The organism is Phytohabitans rumicis (assembly GCF_011764445.1).
GTDB classification, from domain to species: Bacteria; Actinomycetota; Actinomycetes; order Mycobacteriales; family Micromonosporaceae; genus Phytohabitans; species Phytohabitans rumicis.
This window is the reverse complement of the sequence record NZ_BLPG01000001.1, coordinates 2,818,719-2,837,086: the sequence shown is the minus strand read 5'-3', so window position 1 is coordinate 2,837,086 and position 18,368 is coordinate 2,818,719. Positions and strand designations below refer to the sequence as shown.

Here is an 18,368-nt window from a genome sequence, read left to right as displayed (position 1 = left end):
CAGACGGTATGACCGATCGAGGATGGTCGAAAGGCCCAGGAGGTAAACACTCATGCCTCGAAGATCTGGCTGACCGTGGCGTCGACCGGGCGGCCCCGGTTGGCCAACTCCTTCGCCTGCTCGCGCAGGACCGCGCCCAGCTCGGTCATGTCGACGCCGGCCAGACCGGTGCGCTTGACCGCGTCCGCGCTGTTGCGGAAGTACGTCCGGGACAGCAGGCCCACCACCATGGCGGCGGACAGCCGCGACTCGCCGATCATCAGCAGGGCGGTGTCGGTCTCGTACCACTCGGTCAGCCGGATCGCCCGCGCGTGCGCCGAGGCGGCCCGGCACCACGCCTCCCGGGCCAGCGTCGTGAACTCCAGCGACTTGGCGTCGGCCAGCCGGCCGAGGTGCGTGTCGCGCAGGCGTTCCAGCCAGCCGTTCGGGTCGTAGATGGGCCGCGTGGTCACGTAGCGGTCCGCGGCCACCGGCCACGAGGTCGACAGGGTACGCGCGTGCTGCAGGTACTCGTCCGCACCCACGACGCCGAGGTCCACGAGGATCCCGTCGACCCGGCGGGTGACCGGCCGTGGCCCGCTGCCCGGCTTGTACGTCACCACCACGAGGTCGACGTCGCTGGTGTCGGTGTCGTCGCCATGGGCCAGCGAGCCGTGTACGCCGATTGCCAGCACGCCCGCCGGGAAGCGCCGCCGCGCCGCGTCGGCCACCTGCTCCGCGACCACCCACCGCGGATTGGCGAGGTACGGGTTTGGCTCCGCCACGGCGATCATTGTCCGGCATCACTGTGGCGGATCGGTAACTTTATGTTGGTCCGGCCCAGCGTTTCATGCGTTCATCGTGGGGCCGCCTCGCCGCCGGAGCCGGCGCCGCCGCCATTGGTGGCACGTTTCCGTGATCAGGCGTCCGGCGCGAGCCGGAAGATGCGGATGTCCCGCCCGCCGGCACGCTCCACGTAGGTCTCGTACGCCGGCCACTCCGCCACCAGCAGCTGCCACAGCCGTTCCCGTTCGGCGCCGGTGGCGAGCGTCGCGCGTACCGGGAGGTCGGTGCCCTTCAGGGTCACCGTGGCGGTCGGGTCGGCGAGGAGGTTGAGCGCCCACGCGGGCTGGGCGGTCTTGCCCCAGTTCGAGCCGACGACCACGAAGGAGTCGCCGTCGCGGACGTACAAGAGGGGATTTTGCCGTGGTACGCCGCTCTTGCGCCCCGTCGTCGTGATCAACATCGACGGCACCAGGCCGAGGGCGACGACGCGACCGCGGGTGAGCCGTCCGACCAGGCGGTCCAGCGGGACCAGGGCGGACATGGCGCGGGCGAACCAGCGCCCGTGCCCCAGCCGGCGCGTCAAAGCTCTCATGGACCAGAAACTCCAGAAACTGTAGATGCATGGAAGGGCACCTTGCTATGCAAAAAGCGATAACAAGGTGCCCTTCCTTGCATTTAGGTGCGGCGGGTTTCTACCGGGAGGCGGGAGCGGGTCAGGAGGCCGGCGCCGAGCATGGCGACCAGCGGGACCAACAGGACGACCACCAGCGGCTCCCAGGGGACGGCGATCGGGTACGGCGTCTGCTGGGGCCACCGGTCCGCGCTCGCCTGGTTGTACGCGGTCAGCACGGCGGCCGACGCGCCCAGACCGGCGACCACGCCGAGCACCGAGCCCAACCCGGCGATCACCCCCGACTGGCTCAACGACAGCCGGCGGCGTACCCCCGGACTGGCGCCGACGGCGGCGAGGGTGGCCAGATCCGCCCGGCCGTCGGCGGCGGCCAGGCCGGTGGCGATGCCGGCCGCGCCCAGCGTGATGAGCCCGGCCGCGGCGGCGAGGATCAGCAGCGTGGGGTCGGACGACCGGTCCGGCCCGCGCTCGACGGTCAGGCTGAACTGCTCGCTGAGGCCGCGCAGCGCACCGTTGAGGCGGTCCTGCTCCGCCTGCGTGGGCATCCGGGTGGTGGCCACCACGACGCTGTTCTCCTGCTGCGCCATGTTCGCGGCGCGTGCCGCACCCGCCGACAGGATCGCGGAGGGCGGTCGCGTCCCGGTGGTCGGCGCGTACCCGGGAACGGTCACGGTGGGCAGCCGGTCGCGGTCCTCCTCGGTCGTGGTGCCGTCGCCCTGGCGGGCGTCGTAGATCTCCAGGGTGACCTTCCCGTCGACCAGGTAGCGCTCGTCGTTGACCAGCACCCCGCCCGCCTCGATGGTCGCCCGGGCCCGGGCGAGGTCGTCGCCGGTCGCCCCGATCAGCGCCGGCACGGCGTCGGGAGTGGCGATGAGGCCGCCGTACGAGGCGTTGTACCAGCCGCCGTCGGACTGGCAGCGCGGGTCACGGACGGCCTGGCGCTGCTCGTCCCGGCTCAGTGGCCCGCCGGTGTCGTCGAACCACGGGCACTCGCGGTCCTTCGGCATCCGCGGCGACAGGCCACAGTAGACGTCGGCCGGGGTCCCCGCGGGGCAGGCGATCTCGGCCACCACGACCGCGTCGCGGACCGGCAGCGTGTCGCGGGCGAGGGCCGCGACGCTCTGCATGGCGGGTGGCGCTTTCGGCTCGTCGTCCGGCTTGCTGTTGGGCCCGACGTAGCGCGGGTCGAAGTGGATGTAGGCGTGGCCGTGCGGCATGAACTCCGCGTACTCCGAGTCGTTGCGTTCCTCGTCGGCGCTGAAGTAGACGCCGACGGCGACGCTCCCGGCGACCGCGGCCATCACGGCGGCGATGGCGGGCGCCGCGGCGGCCCGGTTGCGCGCGGTGTCGCGCAGCGCGATCCGCGGGGTGAGCGGCAGCACCCGGCCCAGCCGGGCGATCAGACCGACCAGCGTGGGCGTGCACAGCACGATGCCCAGCTCGCCGACGACGAGGCCGGCCAGGATGACGTTGACGTTCACCCGCTGGGCGCCGAACACCGTGACGGCCACGCCGGCGACGACCATCGCGAGGCCGGTGAACAGCCAGCGCTTGCGCGACCGGACCGCTCCGCGCCGGCCGGTCAGGGCCGCGACCACGTCGCTCTTGGCCGCCGTGAACGCCGGTACGAGCGCGGCCAGCAGCCCGGTGCCGATGGCGAGGAGGGTGATGCCGGCGAGCGCCAACGGGAAGATCCGGTAGCCGCCGGCCCGCGCCTGGACCAGGTGTACCTCCACCAGCGGCCGGGCGATGAAGGCCAGGGCGAGGCCGAGCACCAGCCCGGCGGCGGCGCCGAGCGCGCCGAGCACGATGCCGTCGGCCAGCACGATGCGGCGCAGGTGTGCCGGCGTACCCCCGTTGGCGGCGATGAGACCGAGGTCGCGCCGCCGGCGGCGGGCGCCCACCGCGAACGCCGGGCCAGCCAGCAGGACGATCTCCAGGATGCCGAGGCCGGCGATCAGTCCGCTGATCGCGATGGCGTCACCGTTCACGTTGGAGCTTTCGTACCCGACCCCGCTCGCATCGGCGGGCGGGGGGTCCAGCAGGACCGCCCGCGAGATGATCATCATCCCGCGCAGGTTGAGCTGCTTGACCTGCTCCCAGTTCACCGGCCGGGGGGCGTCCCACAGCCACTGGTTGGCGGCGTACAACTGGCCGTTCTCGCTGGGGACCGCACCGGGGCGGAACACGACCGTCTGGTACAGCTCGTCGGGGAACTCGACGATCCCGGTGACCGTCCACGACTTGGTGCCGTCCGGGTTCTGGATGGTGTCGCCGATCTGGGCACCCAGCCGGCCCACGGCCTTCTCGGTGATGGCCACCTCGCCGTCGCTGGCCGGGGCGCGGCCGTCGAGCAGCTTCACCCGGCCGCTCACCAGCGGGCTGGTGAGGTCCAGGCCGGCGCTGTTGAGGCTGCCGACGCCGGTCGCGGTGCGCAGCTCGACGATGCCGTCCTGCGTCGGCGTCACCCGGCTGCCGGGCGGCAGCGCGGCCAGCATGTCCTTCTCCGATACGACGTCCTGCCGCGGCTCGGTCGACGTGGACCAGCCCTGGCCGGTCGGGTCCTGCTCGAGCGGCCCGGTGGTCTCCCACCGGATCAGCGCGTCGGCGGCGCCGAGCTGGCGCGTCACCTTCTCCTCGGGCGTGAGCCGGAACATGTCGTACGACGCGGCGGCGAACGACAGCGCGAACACGGGCAGCGCGATCATCGCGATCACCAGCGCCGAGCGGCCCTTGGCCCGGCGGGACTCCCGCCACGCGATGCGCATCGCGGTGCGCCATGCGCTCATGAGACGGGCTCCAGCAGCTCTTCGGCCTGGGTCAGCGGGCCCGAGGTGTCGACCACGACGCCGTCGCGCAGGAACACCACGCGGTCGGCCCAGCCGGCGTGCCGCGCCTCGTGCGTCACGAGCACCCCCGCGGCGCCCGCGTCGACCCGGGCGCGGAGCAGGCGCAGCACGGCCTCTCCGGTCTGCGAGTCCAGCGCCCCGGTCGGCTCGTCGGCGAGCACCAGCCGGCGGTCGCCGACCAGCGCCCGGGCGATCGCCACCCGCTGCTGCTGGCCCCGGACATCTCGTCGGGGAAGCGCGGGCCCAGGTCGGCGAGGCCCACCTCCTCCAGCGAGGCGAGGGCGAGCCGGCGGGCCGCCCGCACGCTGGTGCCGTCCAGCTCCAGGGGGAGCGCGACGTTCTCCACGGCGGTGAGGCTGGGCAGCAGGTTGAGGTCCTGGAAGACGTAGCCGACCGAGCGCCGGCGTACGGCGGCGAGCCGCCGCTTGGACAGCTCGCCGAGGAGCTGGCCCTCGACGAAGACGCCGCCCTTGCTGGGCCGGTCCAGGCCGCCGGCGAGGTTGAGCAGGGTGGACTTGCCGGAGCCGGACGGCCCCATCACGGCGACGAGCTCGCCGGGGCGTACGGCGACGGTGACGCCGCGCAGAGCGTGCACGGCCGCCTCGCCGGTGCCGTGCGTGCGGGACACGTCGCGCAGTTCGAGGATCGCGGTCACGACTTGACCTCCTGCTGCTGCTCATAGGGAGCGGGGTCGGGTGCCTTCGCGGGTGGCGGGGTATATCGGACGAGGCTGGTCTCGCAGTGGTCCAGCCAGCGGATCTCCGCCTCCGCCTGGAAGATCATGGCGTCGAGGACCAGCCGCCACGGCATGTCGCCGGGCTCGGCCTCGCGGGTCTTGAGCCGCGTGTACTCCTGCAACGCGCGCATGGTGGCGGTGCGCTGCGTCTGCACCACGGCCCGGACGTCAACGCCGGGGGTGGTGAGGGCCAGCGCCAGCTTGATCGCCAACTCGTCGCGCGGCCGGTCGGTACGGCTGATCGGCGTCGCGAACCACACGGTCAGCTCGGCCCGTCCGGAATCGGTGATCTCGTACGGCCGCTGCCCCCGTCGTTTTCCGGCAGCGGACGTACGAGACCGTCCCGTTCGAGGCGGGACAGGGTCGTGTAGACCTGCCCGATGTTCAGCGGCCAGGTGGCTCCCGTGGACTCCTCGAACGCGGCGCGGAGCTGGTAGCCGTACATGGGGCCGCGCTCGAGCAGCGCAAGAAGGCCATGGCGGATGGACATGGCTACTGAGTATGCATACTCAGTATGGCTGGGGCAAGCCTGCTAGGCCGACCGCCCCGGGAAAGGCACGGTCACCGGGGTCACACCAGCGCGAATGCGCCAGCGGGTGGCGCGTACGGCACAGTCGGTGAGGGCGGCCAGCGCCGTGCCGCGGTCGGCGTCCTCCGTCTCGGGCAGGGCGGCCCGCCAGAGCCCGGCCGTCCGCTCCTCGATCTCGATCGCGAGGCGCAGCGCGGCCGCCCGGTCGGTCAGCGGGTACGGCAGGGCGTACGAGGCCGCCGCGGCCGGTGGGGTGGCGCCGAGCGCGGTCAGCCGGAGCATCAGGGCGTCGCGGCGGGACCGGTGGGCCGTCTCGGCGGCGCGCGCGTCCCCGGCCGAGGCGCTGTCCAGGCGTACCCCGATCGGCCCGTACGCGAAGATCGCCGCGTGCTCGGCGGCGAGCGCCGCGCTGAGCGCGTCCGCGGCCGTCACAGTGCTCGCCTTACGTTCGTGACGGCGGGGCTCGCCTGCGGGCGTCCGCGGTCGAGCCCGGGCCGTCGAAGCTCACTCCTCGCAATCACCGTGTCACCTCGAGATGAGTCGTCCGCGCGGCCGCGATCGAGCCCAGCAGGGCGGCCCGGTCGGCGGGGGCGGTCCGGCAGGCGGCCGCGGCGGCCTTCTGCCCCTTCTGCTCGGCCGCCCGCAGCGTGGCGAGCGTGGCCTTGACGTCGGCGGCGGCCGGCGCGCTCGGCGAGGCGGTCGGCGACGCCGGCGCGGCCACCTTGGTGATCCGCGCGAGCTCGGCCGCGTGCGCCCGGTGCGCCGCCGCGACCGGGGTCAGCCGTGCGGCCAGCTCCGGGAATGCGGCCACCGCCGCCTCGTGTTGGGTAGCGAGGTCGAGCGCCTCGGCGAGCAGGGGCGCGAGCGCGTCCGGCGGGGCCGGCGTCTGCTTGGCGTCATCCTCGAAGAGGTCGCAGCCCGCGAGGGGTACGCCGCGGCGGCCCCACCGCCACGACCAGCACACCGCGACGGGAGTGCCGTTGATCTTGTAACCAGCTCCGCACCGGCCAAGTCTGCCGTACGCGTACCACCCGAGGGCGGTGGCGCCCTGGTGGGGAGGCTCGCCGATCAAGGACTTCCTCGCCGATCAAGGGCAAATGGTCGCGGAAAAGAGATCGAACCACGACCGTATGCCCTTGATCGGCGGGAAAAGGCCGGGGAGGGGGCGCGGGACGGGTAAGAGGGGCGCGGCGATCGGTGCGGAAGCGCTTCCGCGCGTTACGCTCTGCGCAGCCGCCGGGCATTGTTGGCCAGGCGGCGCCAAGGCATGGCCGCCGACCAGGGCTTTGATAACGGAGAAGGGGTGCGGAGATGACACAGCGTGGCCGCACCACACCGCCCCGAGTCTCCCGGGACCGGGTGCAGGCCGTGATCGAGCCCGTCGTCGCCGGCGCCGGCTACGAGCTGGAAGACCTCGCCGTCTCCCGGGCCGGCCGCCGGCACCTCGTACGGGTGACCGTCGACGGCGACCGCGGGGTGAGCCTGGACGACATCGCCGACGTGTCCCGGGCCGTGTCCGCGGCGCTCGACGCGGCCGAGGAGGCGGACGGCGACCTGCTGCCCGGCGAGTACGAGCTGGAGGTCAGCTCGCGTGGGGTGGACCGGCCGCTGACCCTGCCCCGGCACTGGCGGCGCAACGCCGGCCGGCTGGTCAAGGTGACCGCCTCGGGTCGGCAGGTCACCGGGCGGATCAAGGCCGTCGACGACGAGCGGGTCACGCTCGACGTGGACGGTGCCATCCACGAGGTGGCCTATGCCGACCTGGGGCCGGGCCGGGTCCAGTTGGAGTTCACCCATTTCGGTGAGGAAGAGATCGACGACGAGGAGGACGAGGAGAGGTGAACATCGACCTCGCGGCGCTGCGCGCCCTCGAGCGTGAGCGGGAGATCCCGTTCGACACGATCCTCGCGGCGATCGAGACAGCGCTGCTGACCGCGTACCGCCACACCGAGGGTGCCGAGGCGCACGCCCGGGTGGAGATCGACCGCAAGACCGGGGCCGCGCTGGTGTACGCCCAGGAGCTGGACTCCGACGGCAGCGTCGTCCGGGAGTGGGACGACACGCCGCACGACTTCGGCCGGATCGCCGCGATGACCGCCAAGCAGGTCATCCTCCAGCGGCTGCGCGAGGCCACCGACGAGGTGCACTTCGGCGAGTACGTCGGCCGCGACGGCGACCTGGTCACCGGCGTGGTCCAGGCGCACGAGGCCCGTTCGGAGAAGGGCATCGTCACCGTCGACCTGGGCAAGCTGGAGGCGGTGCTGCCGCACTCCGAGCAGGTGCCGGGCGAGATCTACGCGCACGGTCAGCGGATCCGCTGCGTCGTGGTGCACGTGGCCAAGGGCTTCCGTGGCCCGCAGATCACGTTGTCCCGTTCGCACCCGAATCTGGTGAAGAAGCTCTTCGCGCTGGAGGTGCCGGAGATCGCCGACGGCACGGTCGAGATCGCCGCGATCGCGCGGGAGGCCGGTCACCGTACCAAGATCGCGGTGCGGTCGACGGCGTCCGGCGTGAACGCGAAGGGCGCGTGCATCGGACCGATGGGCCAGCGGGTCCGGGCGGTGATGAGCGAGTTGCACGGCGAAAAGATCGACATCATCGACTGGTCGGACGACCCCGCCACGTTCGTGGGAAACGCGCTGTCACCGGCCAAGGCGCTGCGCGTGGAGGTCATCGACGCGGCGACGCGCACGGCCCGGGTGACCGTGCCGGACTTCCAGCTCTCGCTGGCGATCGGCCGGGAGGGGCAGAACGCCCGCCTCGCCGCCCGGTTGACCGGCTGGCGGATCGACATCCGGCCGGACAACGAGCCGGCGTCCACGGGCGGACCGGGCAGATCCGGTGGTAGCGATCATGCAACGGAGCCAGGCGGAGCGGTCGCCGGGGCATAGGGTAGACTTTCTGGGTGGTACGACGTGCGCGGCCGGTGCGCACCTGTGTGGGTTGCCGGCGGCGGGCGCCGGCCGCTGAGTTGCTGCGGGTCATAGCGGTTCCCAGTGAGGCTGGACACAGCCTCACGCCGGATCCGGCCCGTAGACTGCCGGGTCGGGGAGCGCATCTGCATCCTGATCCGGCTTGCCTCGCGCTGGCGGAGCGGCGCCGTGCCTTCGGGCGGGCGTTGCGCATCGTGGGTGTCCTGGACACCGACGGGCTGGCCGAGCACATCCGTGCGGTAGCCACTACGACCGATCACCAGATCGGCCGAGGGTCGCAAAGAGCAAGGTAGGACGACCGACATGAGCACACGATGAAGTCGCTGAAATGACCAGGCTTCAAGTGCAGGAGTGAGGTCGCTGCGGGTGCCGCCCGCACGACCTCGGAGTGAGGAGTGCAGTGGCAGGCAAGGCCCGCGTACACGAGCTTGCGAAAGAGCTCGGGGTCGAGAGTAAGACCGTTCTCGCCAAGCTGAAAGACATGGGCGAGTTCGTCAAGTCCGCGTCCAGCACAGTCGAGGCACCGGTTGCCCGGCGGCTGCGCGGGGCGTTCGCCGCGCAGTCGGCCGCGCCGTCGGCACCACCGGCACCGGCACCGTCGGTACCGGCTGGTTCCTCGGCGCCCGCCGCGCAGGCGTCGACCCCCGAGTCCAAGGTGTCGGCCCGGCCGGCACCCCTAGGCGTGCGACACCGACCGCCGCCCCGTCGTCAGCCCGGCCGAAGGGCCCCGTGCCCGGACCGCCGCAGCCGGCGCCGGTGGCCAAGCCGGCGAGCGCCCACGACATCGAGGTCGCCGCGGCGGAGGAGCGCGCGGCCCGGTTGAAGCGCGACCAGGAGGCGACGGTCAAGGCCGCCCAGCAGGCGGCCAAGCAGCGTGAAACCGTCCGCCGGGAGCCCCCGGCCGACGGTGCGACCCGGCCCAGGCCGCCAGGTCCGAGCGCGGTCCCGCCGCGGCCCGGCTCTCCGGCCGCGGGTCGACCCGGCCGTCCCGACGGGCCAGCGCCCGGCGGGCCCCGGCCCGGCCAGCGGCCGCCGGCACGCAGCGGCGGTAACAACCCGTTCGGCATCACGCCGGGTGGCCAGCGCCCCGCGGCGGCCTCCGGCGGTCCCCGGCCCAACCCGGCCTCGATGCCGCCTCGGCCGAGCCCGGCCTCCATGCCGCCCCGGCCGAGCCCGGCGTCCATGCCCAGCCAGCGGCCCGGGCGTCCGGCCGGCGACCGGCCGGGTCGTCCCGGTGGTCCCGGCGGCGGTCCCGGTGGCGGTCGCACCGGCGGCGGCGGTGGCTTCCGCAGTGGCGGCGGTCCCGGTGGCGGCGGCGGTGGCGGTGGCTTCCGCGGCGGTCCTGGTGGCGGTGGCGGTCCCGGCGGCGGTGGCGGTGGCTTCCGCGGCGGTCCTGGTGGCGGCGGCGGTCCCGGCGGCGGTGGCGGTGGCTACCGCGGCGGCCCGGGTGGCGGTGCGCCGGCCGGTGCCGGCGGTGCCGGCCGTCCCGGTGGCGGCGGTCGCGGTCGCGGCGGCGGCGCGGCGGGGCCTTCGGGCGTCCCGGCGGCAAGCCGACCCGTGGTCGCAAGTCCAAGAAGCAGCGCAGACAAGAGTTCGACAACCTGTCCGCGCCGCAGATGAGCTCCGGCGCACCGCGCGGTCAGGGCCAGGTGGTACGGCTCTCGCGTGGCGCTTCGCTGTCGGACTTCGCGGACAAGATCAACGCCAACCCGGGCTCGCTCGTCCAGGAGATGTTCAACCTGGGCGAGATGGTCACGGCGACGCAGTCGGTCTCCGACGACACCCTGTTGCTGCTCGGTGAGCACCTCGGGTTCGACGTGCAGATCGTCAGCCCGAAGACGAGGACCGTGAGCTGCTCGCGCAGTTCAACATCGACCTCGACGCGGCGGTCGCCGAGGACCGGCTGGTCAGCCGGCCACCGGTGGTGACCGTCATGGGCCACGTCGACCACGGTAAGACCAAGCTGCTCGATGCGATCCGCAAGACGAACGTCATCGAGGGCGAGGCCGGCGGCATCACCCAGCACATCGGTGCCTACCAGGTCGAGGTCGAGCACGACGGTAACGAGCGCGCGATCACCTTCATCGACACCCCGGGCCACGAGGCGTTCACCGCCATGCGTGCCCGTGGTGCGCAGGTGACCGACATCGTCATCCTGGTCGTGGCGGCCGACGACGGCGTCATGCCGCAGACCATCGAGGCGCTCAACCACGCCAAGGCGGCCGAGGTGCCGATCGTGGTCGCGGTCAACAAGGTCGACAAGCCGGAGGCCAACCCGGACAAGGTGCGCCAGCAGCTCACCGAGTACGGACTGGTCGCCGAGGAGTACGGCGGCGACACGATGTTCGTCAACGTCGCGGCGAAGCCGGGCATCGGCATCGAGGAGCTGCTCGAGGCCGTACTGCTGACCGCGGACGCGTCGCTGGAGCTGACCGCTCCGGTCGACGGTCCGGCCCAGGGTGTGGCCATCGAGGCGCACCTCGACAAGGGTCGGGGCGCGGTGGCCACGGTGCTGGTCCAGAAGGGCACGCTGCGGGCCGGCGACTCGATCGTCGCCGGTGGGGCGCACGGCCGGGTCCGGGCCATGCTCGACGAGAACGGCAAGCCGGTCACCGAGGCCGGGCCGGCGCGTCCGGTGCTGGTGCTCGGTCTGACCGCGGTGCCCGGGGCGGGTGACACGTTCCTGGCGGCGGCCGACGACCGTACGGTGCGCCAGATCGCCGAGCAGCGGCAGGCGCGGCGGCGGGCGGCGAGCTTCGCCAACTCCCGCGGCCGGGTCACCCTCGAAAACCTCATGGAGCAGATCAAGGAGGGCGAGAAGACCACGCTCAACCTCATCCTCAAGGGCGACGTCTCCGGTTCGGTGGAGGCCCTGGAGGATGCGTTGTTCAAGCTGGACATTCCGGAAGAGGTTCAACTCAAGATCCTCGACCGGGGCGTCGGTGCGATCACCGAGAGCAACGTCATGCTCGCCAGTGCCTCGTCCGAGGCCGCGACGATCATCGGCTTCAACGTGCGGGCCTCCAACAAGGTTCGCGAGATCGCCGACCGCGAGGGCGTGGAGATCCGGTACTACACGGTCATCTACCAGGCCATCGAGGAGATCGAGGCGGCGCTCAAGGGCCTGCTCAAGCCCGAGTTCGAAGAGGTCGAGCTGGGTACGGCGGAGGTCCGCGAGGTCTTCCGTTCGTCCAAGATCGGCAACATCGCGGGTTGCCTCGTCCGGACGGGTCTCATCCGCCGCAACGCCAAGGCGCGTCTGCTGCGGGACGGAGCCGTCGTGGCCGACAACCTCACGATCAGCTCGCTGAAGCGGTTCAAGGACGACGCGACCGAGGTCCGCGACGGCTTCGAGTGTGGTATCACGCTCCAGGGCTACAACAACATCCAGGTAGACGACGTCATCGAGACGTTTGAGATGCGGGAGAAGAAGCGCGCCTGAGCACCTACGCGCTCCTTCTCGCGCCCTCGGCGAACCGTGTCTACGCGGACGCGGCCAGCCGCCTCACCCAGGCGGAACTGGCCGCGTTCGCGGAGGCCGGCGTGCTCGACTCGGCGATTTCCGACGCTGGCGAAGCTTCGATGGGTGGCGTCCCGTACGTCACCTTTCGGGGTGACCTGTCGGACCGGGATGTGGCCCACCTGTCCAACCTGTCGGCGGCGTACGCCCTCTTCTGCCTCCAGGGCGGTGACCTGCTCCGGCCGGTCACGCTGCGGCCCTGGCCCGGTACGACGACGACCTGATCACCATCCCCAAGTACGTCGGCAAGACCAACGAGCAGTTCACCCGGCTGCTGCTCAACGTCACGCTGCTGGCGTCGGCTTCGGCGCCCCGGATGCTCGACGGCGGGCTCACCGTGCTCGACCCGCTGTGCGGCCGGGGCACCACCCTCAACCAGGCCCTGATGTACGGGTACGACGGCATCGGCGTCGAACTCGACGGCAAGGACGTCGACGCGTACGCGGCGTTCCTGCGTACCTGGCTCAAGCGCAAGCGGCTCAAGCACTCCGCCGAGATCACGCCGGTACGCCGGGACCGCAAGCTCGTCGCGCGCCGCTTCGAGGCGGTGCTGGCGTCCACGAAGGACGACTACCGGGCCGGCGACACCCAGCGGGTCACCGTGCTGCACACGGACACCACGCACGCCCGCGACTTCCTCAAGACCGGGTGCGCGGACGTGATCGTGGCGGACGCCCCGTACGGCGTGGCGCACGGCAGCCGTACCCGGGAAAATGGATTGTCGCGCCGGCCGCTGGACCTGCTCGCGGCGGCCGCGCCCGGCTGGGCCGCGCTGCTACGCCCCGGCGGTGCGCTCGGCATCTCGTGGAACACCCACGTCGCCAGCCGCGAGGACGCCGCCAAAATCTTCGTCGATGTTGGCATGCAGCCGATCGATACCCCGACGTACCGTGGTTTCGGGCACTGGGTGGACCAGGCCATCACGAGGGACATCCTGGTCGCCCGCAAACCCGTCTAGGGGTTGCCATGGCGCGGCACTGGTGGTCGATCGAGGTGCGGGACGGCGAGTTCTCGGCCGAGCGCTGGCGCGACGCGCACGGCGAGGCGCTCTTCGAGATGGCGGCCACCCACGGTTCCCGCGACTGGAACTGGGTGGAGCGGCCGTGGGGCCTGGTTCTGGAGATCGCGTTCAAGCAGCCGGACGACTGGCAGCGCTTCCGTGACCTGCCCGGTGTGCGGGCCGCCCTGGACGCCGTCCCGGACCCGGTCAACGGGCTGTACGTCTACCCCGGCCGGGGTGGCAGCGCCGGGGCCGGGAAGCCGCGCCGGCCCCTCCCAACGCTGGGCGCGGGCGCCGCGCCGATCCCCGAGGAGCCGTCGCCAATCATCGTCGCGGGGCGGTCCGCCGTCGCGTAGCCTCAATCGCCGTGTACACAGGTACGGCGGTCTTTGATGTGCTGCTCCCGGGTGACTCCCGGTCCCTGAAGGCGAAGCGGTCGTACGTGCGGCCGATCGTGGCGGCGTTGCGCAAGTTCGAGGTGTCGGCGGCCGAGGTGGGGGCGCTGGACCGGCACGGGCGTGCCGAGATCGGGGTCGCGGTGGTGGCCGCGGAGGCCGGTCACGTCGGCGACGTGCTGGATTCCTGCGAGCGCCTGATGGCCGGCCGGCCCGAGATCGAACTGCTGTCCGTGAGGCGGCGGCTACGCGGGGACGAGGACTGATCCGTCCAGCTCACACAGGTAGTGTTCAGGGGTGCAGGATGCCTCGGAGGTGGCGAGATGACGGACCCGGCCAAGGTACGCCGGCACGCGGAACGCGTGCGGGAGTTGGTCGCTTCGGTGGTGCGTACCCAGATCAAGGACCCCCGGCTTGGCATGATCACGATTACCGACGCGCGGATCACCGCCGACCTGCGCGACGCCACGGTCTTCTACACCGTGCTCGGTGACGCCGCCGCCCAGGCGGGCACCGCCGCCGCGCTCGACAGCGCCAAGGGGATGCTGCGCAGCACGGTGGGCAAGGCGCTCGGGCTGCGGCACTCGCCGACGCTGACGTTCATCCACGACGACGTGCAGGAGAACGTGAAGCACATCGACGATCTGCTGGAGAAGGCCCGCTCGGCGGACGCGGAGGTGCAGCGGATGGCGGCCGGCGCCGCCTACGCGGGGGACGCCAACCCCTACGTCGAGAAGGACGAGGAAGAGCAGTGACGGCCCTCGCCGAGGCGCCCGCGCCGGACACGTCCGTGCCCTCCCCGGACGAGTGGGAGGCGGCCGTCGGAGCCGTCCGGGCCCTGCCTCAGGACGCGCAGGTGCTGCTGGTCTGCCACGTCAACCCGGACGGTGACGCGCTCGGCAGCATGCTGGGCGTCGCGCTGGGGCTGCGCCGGCTCGGGTTCCACAACCTGCAGGCGACGTTCCCGGGGCCGGCTCGCCGCCGGTCGTGCCCGAGCCGTTCCGCTGGCTGCCCGGCCTCGACCTGCTGGTGCCGGCCGCGGCGGTGTTCCCGGCCCCGGACGTGCTGCTCTGCTTCGACGCGGCCAGCGCCTCGCGGCTGGGTGACCTGGTCGACCGGCTCGACACGGCCGGCGCCGCGATCGTGCTTGACCACCATGCGTCCAACACGCGGTTCGGCGGGATCCACCTGGTCGACCCGGGCGCGGCCGCCACGTCCGTGGTCGCCGAGGGCCTGCTCGCGCGGCTCGGCGTGGCGCTCGATCCGGAGATCGCCGAGTGCCTGTACGTCGCGCTGGCCACCGACACCGGCTCGTTCCGGTTCGACATGACCACGCCGGCGGTGCACGAGATGGCCGCCCGGTTGATCGCGGCGGGCATCAGCCCCGGCGAGATTTCCCGCCGGGTCTTCGACACCCGGCCCTTCGGCGCGGTACGCCTCTACGGCGACGTGCTCCAGCGCGCCCAACTCGAGCCGGAGGCCGCCGGCGGGGTGGGGCTGGTCTGGACGTACGCGACGCTCGACGACCTCGCCCGGTACGGCCAGCAGCCGTACGTGCTGGAGCCGCTCATCGACTCCGTACGGATCGCCGCCGAGGCCGACGTGAGCTGCGTGGTCAAGCAGGTCGGCGAGGCCGAGTGGGCGGTGTCGATGCGCAGCAAGGGCGCGGTCGACGTCAGCCGGGTCGCGGTGGCGCTTGGCGGCGGCGGGCACCGGTTGGCGGCCGGCTTCACCGGGCGCGGGTCGGTGGGCGACGTGGTGGCCTCGATCCGGGCCCAGCTGGCGGCTTGATCGGCCGGGCGGCGCTGCTCGCGGCGCTCGCGCTGGTGGGCGGCCAGCTGCCGAGCTTCTCGACCTGGGCCACCCTCTACGTCCTCGGCACCGGCGGGTTGCTGATCTGGCTGGGCCGGCGGGACAGGGCGCGAGCGGAGCGAGCGCCAGCAAGTATGGCCCCGCTCGACCGGGCCGCCGCGTGGTGGCTGCTGCCCGCGGGGCTGTTCGCGGTGCTGGAGGCGACGACGTACCTGACCGGGTCGCTGACCATCTCGCTGATGGCGGACCCGCTCCTGGAGGGCGCGGTGGGCCGGTCGCTGGGCTATTTCGGGTGGCTGGCCGCGTTCTGGTGGCTGGTGCGGCGATGATCGCGCTCGCCTTCGTGCTGATCCTGGTGCTGTTCGCCGCCGTGGAGATCGCCGCCCGGCGCTCCCGGATCCCCACGCTGGCCGACCTGTGCGTACGCCTGCTCGCGTACGAGGTCTGGCGCGTGCCGGTGGGGCGTCTTGTCTTGATCGGGTTGTGGTGGTGGGTTGGTTGGCATTTTCTCGCTCGGTGACTTACCCGTCCGTATTGCGGGAACCGGGAGCGCGCCCACCTGACTTAACGCTAACTTGGCTGAGTACCGCCTCCAGGGTCTGATCGACCCGGGCCTGCACCTTGTCGCTCCGGCGATCCCGGACGTGGCAGTTTCCGGTGCATCTCGAAACTGCCCGATGTGTGGCGCCCGCCGCACACCCTGGGAGGATCCCGACATCATGGCTGCCAAGCCCAAGCCCGAAACCACCGATGAGGCGCGCGAGCAGGCTCGCCGCGCACTGCAGACCTCGATGGACACCCGCCAGTAGGCACGTACTCCCTGCGCCGGATCGCCGCACTCGCGTTCCCCGCGCTGATCGTTCTGGCCGCCGAGCCGCTCTACGTGCTCGTGGACACGGCGGTCGTCGGACATCTCGGCCGCCTCCCGCTCGCCGCGGTCGCCATCGGCGGCACGGTCATGTCGGTCGCCGCCTGGCTCGGCGCCGTCATGGCGTACGGGACGACCGGGCGAGCCGCCCGCCGCTACGGCGCGGGCGACCGCGCGGCCGCCGTCGCCGAGGGCGTGCAGGCGTCCTGGCTCGCGTTCGGGTCCGGACTGGCCCTCGCGGTCGGCATGCAGGTGGCGGCCGGACCGCTGGTGCGTACCCTCGCCGGTGGCGACACCGACGTGGCCGGCGCGGCCGCGGACTGGCTGCGGATCGCGGCCCTGGGCGCCCCTGGCCTTCTGCTCGCGGCCGCCGGCAACGGCTGGATGCGCGGCGTCCAGGACACCCGGCGCCCGCTGTACTACGTGTTGGGCGCCAACGTGCTGTCCGCCGTGCTCTGTCCGCTTCTGGTGTACCCGCTGGGGTTCGGCCTGACCGGCTCGGCGGTGGCGAACGTGGTGGCCCAGACCGCGTCCGGCGGCCTCTTCGCGTGGGCCCTGGTGGCCGAGCGCGTGTCGCTGCGGCCGCACCCGTCGGTGATCGGCCAGCAGCTCGTGCTCGGGCGCGACCTGCTGATCCGAGGTGCCGCGTTCCAGGCCAGCTTCCTGTCCGCGACGGCGGTCGCGGCCCGCTTCGGCGACGCGGTGGTCGCCGCCCACCAGATCGCCATCCAGCTGTGGTACTTCTGCGCGCTGGCCCTGGACGCGGTGGCGATCGCGGCACAGTCCCTGGTGGGCGCCGCCCTCGGGGCCGGCCACGACGGCGAGGCGCGTGAACTGGGGCGGCGCATCGCGCTGCTCGGCGGGGTGTGCGGGGCCGGGTTCGCGGTGCTCATCGGCGCCGGGGCGGGCGTGGTGCCGGGCTGGTTCACGAGCGATCCCGTCGTGGTCGAGCAGGCCATGGTGGCGTGGCCGTGGTTCGTGAGCCTGCTGCCGCTGGCCGGCGTCGTGTACGCCCTCGACGGCGTGCTCATCGGCGCCGGCGACGCCCGCTACCTGCGCAACGCGACGATCGTGGCGGCGGTGGGCGGGTTCCTGCCCGCGATCTGGCTGGCGTACGCGGTGGACGCCGGGCTGGGCGGCATCTGGGCCGGGCTGGCGCTCTTCATCGTCCTACGCTTGGCCACCCTGCTCCTCCGCATGCGCACCGGCGCCTGGGCCGTGGTAGGCGCCGTCCGCTAGCTCTAGATCTTGGTACGCAATCTTGGCTGGGGCAGCGGTGGCGTACCAAGATCTAGCGGGGAGGCTGCCAACCGGCGGCAATCAGGGCGGCGCGGACCTGGGCGAAGAGTTCGGCGGGGCGGTGTCGGGCCAGGTGGGCGGGGAAGCGCAGGACACGGTCGCCTTTGATCCAGAGTTCGTTCTGGCGCCTCATGTCGGCCCACTGATGGCGGGGGTCGTTGTGTTGGGCGCCGTCGATCTCGACGTGGACGCCCCACTGTTCGTAGTAGACGTCCAGGTAGCGGCGCTTACCGCTCGCGTCACGGCGGACCACCTGCCGGCTGGGTTCGGGCAGTCCGTACCGGCGGCCCAGCCGGAGGTAGTCCAACTCGGCCAGCGAATGGGATCCGCCCGCGGCGTCCAAGGCGGTAGCCGCGATCACGGCTCGCCGGCGGGCGCGGGGCAGCCGGTCGAGGACCGCTGTGATCTCCTCGACGGTGACCAGATGCCGGCCGAACGCCGCGGCGACGATCGCGCAGGCCGCGTCGTCGGATCCGGCCCACGCGGCGGCGTCGACCACCGACCGCGGCGGCATCGTGCGCGGCGGCGCGGCCATCGCGTGGACGTCTTCGGCGGGCAGCACGGTGGTCCGGTGCACGACCACACCGCGTGGGACGGTGCGGGCCTGCCGATCAGCGGGCAACAGCACATGGATGCCGGGGCCGGCGTAGCGGTGCAGGCCGTAACCGTCCAGCGCCGTACCGCCGGCGATGACCGCGCCGTCGCCCGCTGCCAGCACGGCGATCCACTGCTGCTGCTCCGGGCCGACCGGACCGCTGTGCGTGACGTACACCTTTCGGTGCACCCGGCGCCACCGGCCGGAGGCGAGGCGGTGCCGGATAGCGGCCTCGGTCAGGAACCTTCGCGCCTGCGCCCACGACACCACGCTGTCCTGCCGGAACAGCAGCCAGGTCAACTCGTCCGCCTCATCCGACGGCAGCGGCATCACATCAGTCGGATCTTGGTACGAAATCGTGGTCAGGGCGACGATTTTGTACCAAGATCTGACTGATATCTGCGTTGGGCATGCGGTCGAGGGTGCCATGAGGCGG

General features: G+C 72.4%; 16 protein-coding genes and 6 pseudogenes. 14 read left to right on the top strand and 8 right to left on the bottom strand.

All coding sequences use genetic code 11. The features are described from left to right. Nucleotides 1–50 precede the first annotated feature (50 nt). From Prum_RS12280 to Prum_RS12250, 7 genes and pseudogenes are all read right to left on the bottom strand, one after another. Complete coding sequence (locus Prum_RS12280) at nt 51–764, bottom strand: nucleotidyltransferase domain-containing protein (protein WP_246277839.1); 714 nt, start codon at nt 762–764, stop codon at nt 51–53. Between the two features lie 134 nt (nt 765–898). Beyond that, complete coding sequence (locus Prum_RS12275; RefSeq protein ID WP_173076536.1) at nt 899–1,357, bottom strand: nitroreductase/quinone reductase family protein; 459 nt, start codon at nt 1,355–1,357, stop codon at nt 899–901. An 83-nt stretch (nt 1,358–1,440) separates the two neighbouring features. Further along, nucleotides 1,441–4,185, bottom strand: a complete 2,745-nt coding sequence (locus tag Prum_RS12270) for an FtsX-like permease family protein (protein ID WP_173076534.1) — start codon at nt 4,183–4,185, stop codon at nt 1,441–1,443. Then, nucleotides 4,182–4,900, bottom strand: a pseudogene (locus Prum_RS12265) (ABC transporter ATP-binding protein). The gene Prum_RS12270 and the pseudogene Prum_RS12265 overlap by 4 nt, the downstream one beginning before the upstream one ends. Continuing rightward, a pseudogene (locus tag Prum_RS54475) lies at nt 4,897–5,471 on the bottom strand (PadR family transcriptional regulator). The pseudogenes Prum_RS12265 and Prum_RS54475 overlap by 4 nt, the downstream one beginning before the upstream one ends. Nucleotides 5,472–5,513: 42 nt before the next feature. Then, entirely contained in the window at nt 5,514–5,942 is a 429-nt protein-coding gene (locus Prum_RS12255; protein WP_173076532.1) for a ferritin-like domain-containing protein, read from the bottom strand. 85 nt (nt 5,943–6,027) lie between these two features. Further along, nucleotides 6,028–6,582, bottom strand: a complete 555-nt coding sequence (locus tag Prum_RS12250) for a hypothetical protein (protein ID WP_246277836.1) — start codon at nt 6,580–6,582, stop codon at nt 6,028–6,030. A gap of 239 nt (nt 6,583–6,821) precedes the next feature. Between Prum_RS12250 and rimP the strand changes: the two genes are divergently transcribed. From rimP to Prum_RS12175, 14 genes and pseudogenes are all read left to right on the top strand, one after another. Beyond that, nucleotides 6,822–7,352: a ribosome maturation factor RimP gene (gene rimP, locus Prum_RS12245; protein WP_173076530.1), complete on the top strand. Its 531-nt coding sequence runs from the start codon at nt 6,822–6,824 to the stop codon at nt 7,350–7,352. Further along, on the top strand, nt 7,349–8,401 hold the full coding sequence (nusA, locus tag Prum_RS12240; RefSeq protein ID WP_173076528.1) for a transcription termination factor NusA: 1,053 nt from the start codon (nt 7,349–7,351) through the stop codon (nt 8,399–8,401). Before rimP ends, nusA begins: the two co-directional genes overlap by 4 nt. Before the next feature lie 14 nt (nt 8,402–8,415). Next, nucleotides 8,416–8,736 (top strand): YlxR family protein, encoded by a 321-nt coding sequence (locus tag Prum_RS12235; RefSeq protein ID WP_173076526.1) that lies wholly within the window; start codon nt 8,416–8,418, stop codon nt 8,734–8,736. Between the two features lie 107 nt (nt 8,737–8,843). Beyond that, nucleotides 8,844–9,042 (top strand): annotated as a pseudogene (locus tag Prum_RS55035) (translation initiation factor IF-2 N-terminal domain-containing protein); the annotation flags it as partial. Nucleotides 9,043–9,098: 56 nt separating this feature from the next. Then, nucleotides 9,099–11,885 (top strand): annotated as a pseudogene (infB, locus tag Prum_RS51330) (translation initiation factor IF-2); the annotation flags it as partial. Continuing rightward, nucleotides 11,882–12,921: pseudogene (locus tag Prum_RS12215) on the top strand (TRM11 family SAM-dependent methyltransferase). The pseudogenes infB and Prum_RS12215, both read left to right, overlap by 4 nt. Before the next feature lie 8 nt (nt 12,922–12,929). Further along, on the top strand, nt 12,930–13,319 hold the full coding sequence (locus Prum_RS12210; protein ID WP_173076523.1) for a hypothetical protein: 390 nt from the start codon (nt 12,930–12,932) through the stop codon (nt 13,317–13,319). A gap of 11 nt (nt 13,320–13,330) precedes the next feature. Then, on the top strand, nt 13,331–13,624 hold the full coding sequence (locus tag Prum_RS12205; RefSeq protein WP_173076521.1) for a DUF503 domain-containing protein: 294 nt from the start codon (nt 13,331–13,333) through the stop codon (nt 13,622–13,624). A gap of 57 nt (nt 13,625–13,681) precedes the next feature. Continuing rightward, a complete protein-coding gene (gene rbfA, locus Prum_RS12200) occupies nt 13,682–14,113 on the top strand; it encodes a 30S ribosome-binding factor RbfA (RefSeq protein WP_173076520.1) in 432 nt (143 codons plus the stop codon). After that, nucleotides 14,110–15,149 (top strand): annotated as a pseudogene (locus Prum_RS12195) (DHH family phosphoesterase). Before rbfA ends, Prum_RS12195 begins: the two are co-directional and overlap by 4 nt. Continuing rightward, entirely contained in the window at nt 15,146–15,499 is a 354-nt protein-coding gene (locus tag Prum_RS12190) for a hypothetical protein (RefSeq protein WP_173076518.1), read from the top strand. The pseudogene Prum_RS12195 and the gene Prum_RS12190 overlap by 4 nt, the downstream one beginning before the upstream one ends. After that, nucleotides 15,496–15,690, top strand: coding sequence for a DUF6186 family protein (locus Prum_RS12185; RefSeq protein WP_173076516.1), 195 nt, complete (start codon nt 15,496–15,498; stop codon nt 15,688–15,690). Before Prum_RS12190 ends, Prum_RS12185 begins: the two co-directional genes overlap by 4 nt. Nucleotides 15,691–15,745: 55 nt before the next feature. Beyond that, nucleotides 15,746–15,979, top strand: coding sequence for a hypothetical protein (locus Prum_RS12180; protein WP_173072736.1), 234 nt, complete (start codon nt 15,746–15,748; stop codon nt 15,977–15,979). An 11-nt stretch (nt 15,980–15,990) separates the two neighbouring features. Continuing rightward, complete coding sequence (locus tag Prum_RS12175) at nt 15,991–17,277, top strand: MATE family efflux transporter (RefSeq protein ID WP_173083679.1); 1,287 nt, start codon at nt 15,991–15,993, stop codon at nt 17,275–17,277. A 52-nt stretch (nt 17,278–17,329) separates the two neighbouring features. Here Prum_RS12175 and Prum_RS12170 read toward each other — a convergent pair whose 3' ends face one another. Beyond that, nucleotides 17,330–18,262 carry a DUF559 domain-containing protein gene (locus Prum_RS12170; protein ID WP_173076514.1) on the bottom strand — a complete coding sequence of 311 codons (933 nt, stop codon included), beginning with the start codon at nt 18,260–18,262 and terminating at the stop codon, nt 17,330–17,332. Between the last annotated feature and the right edge of the window lie 106 nt (nt 18,263–18,368).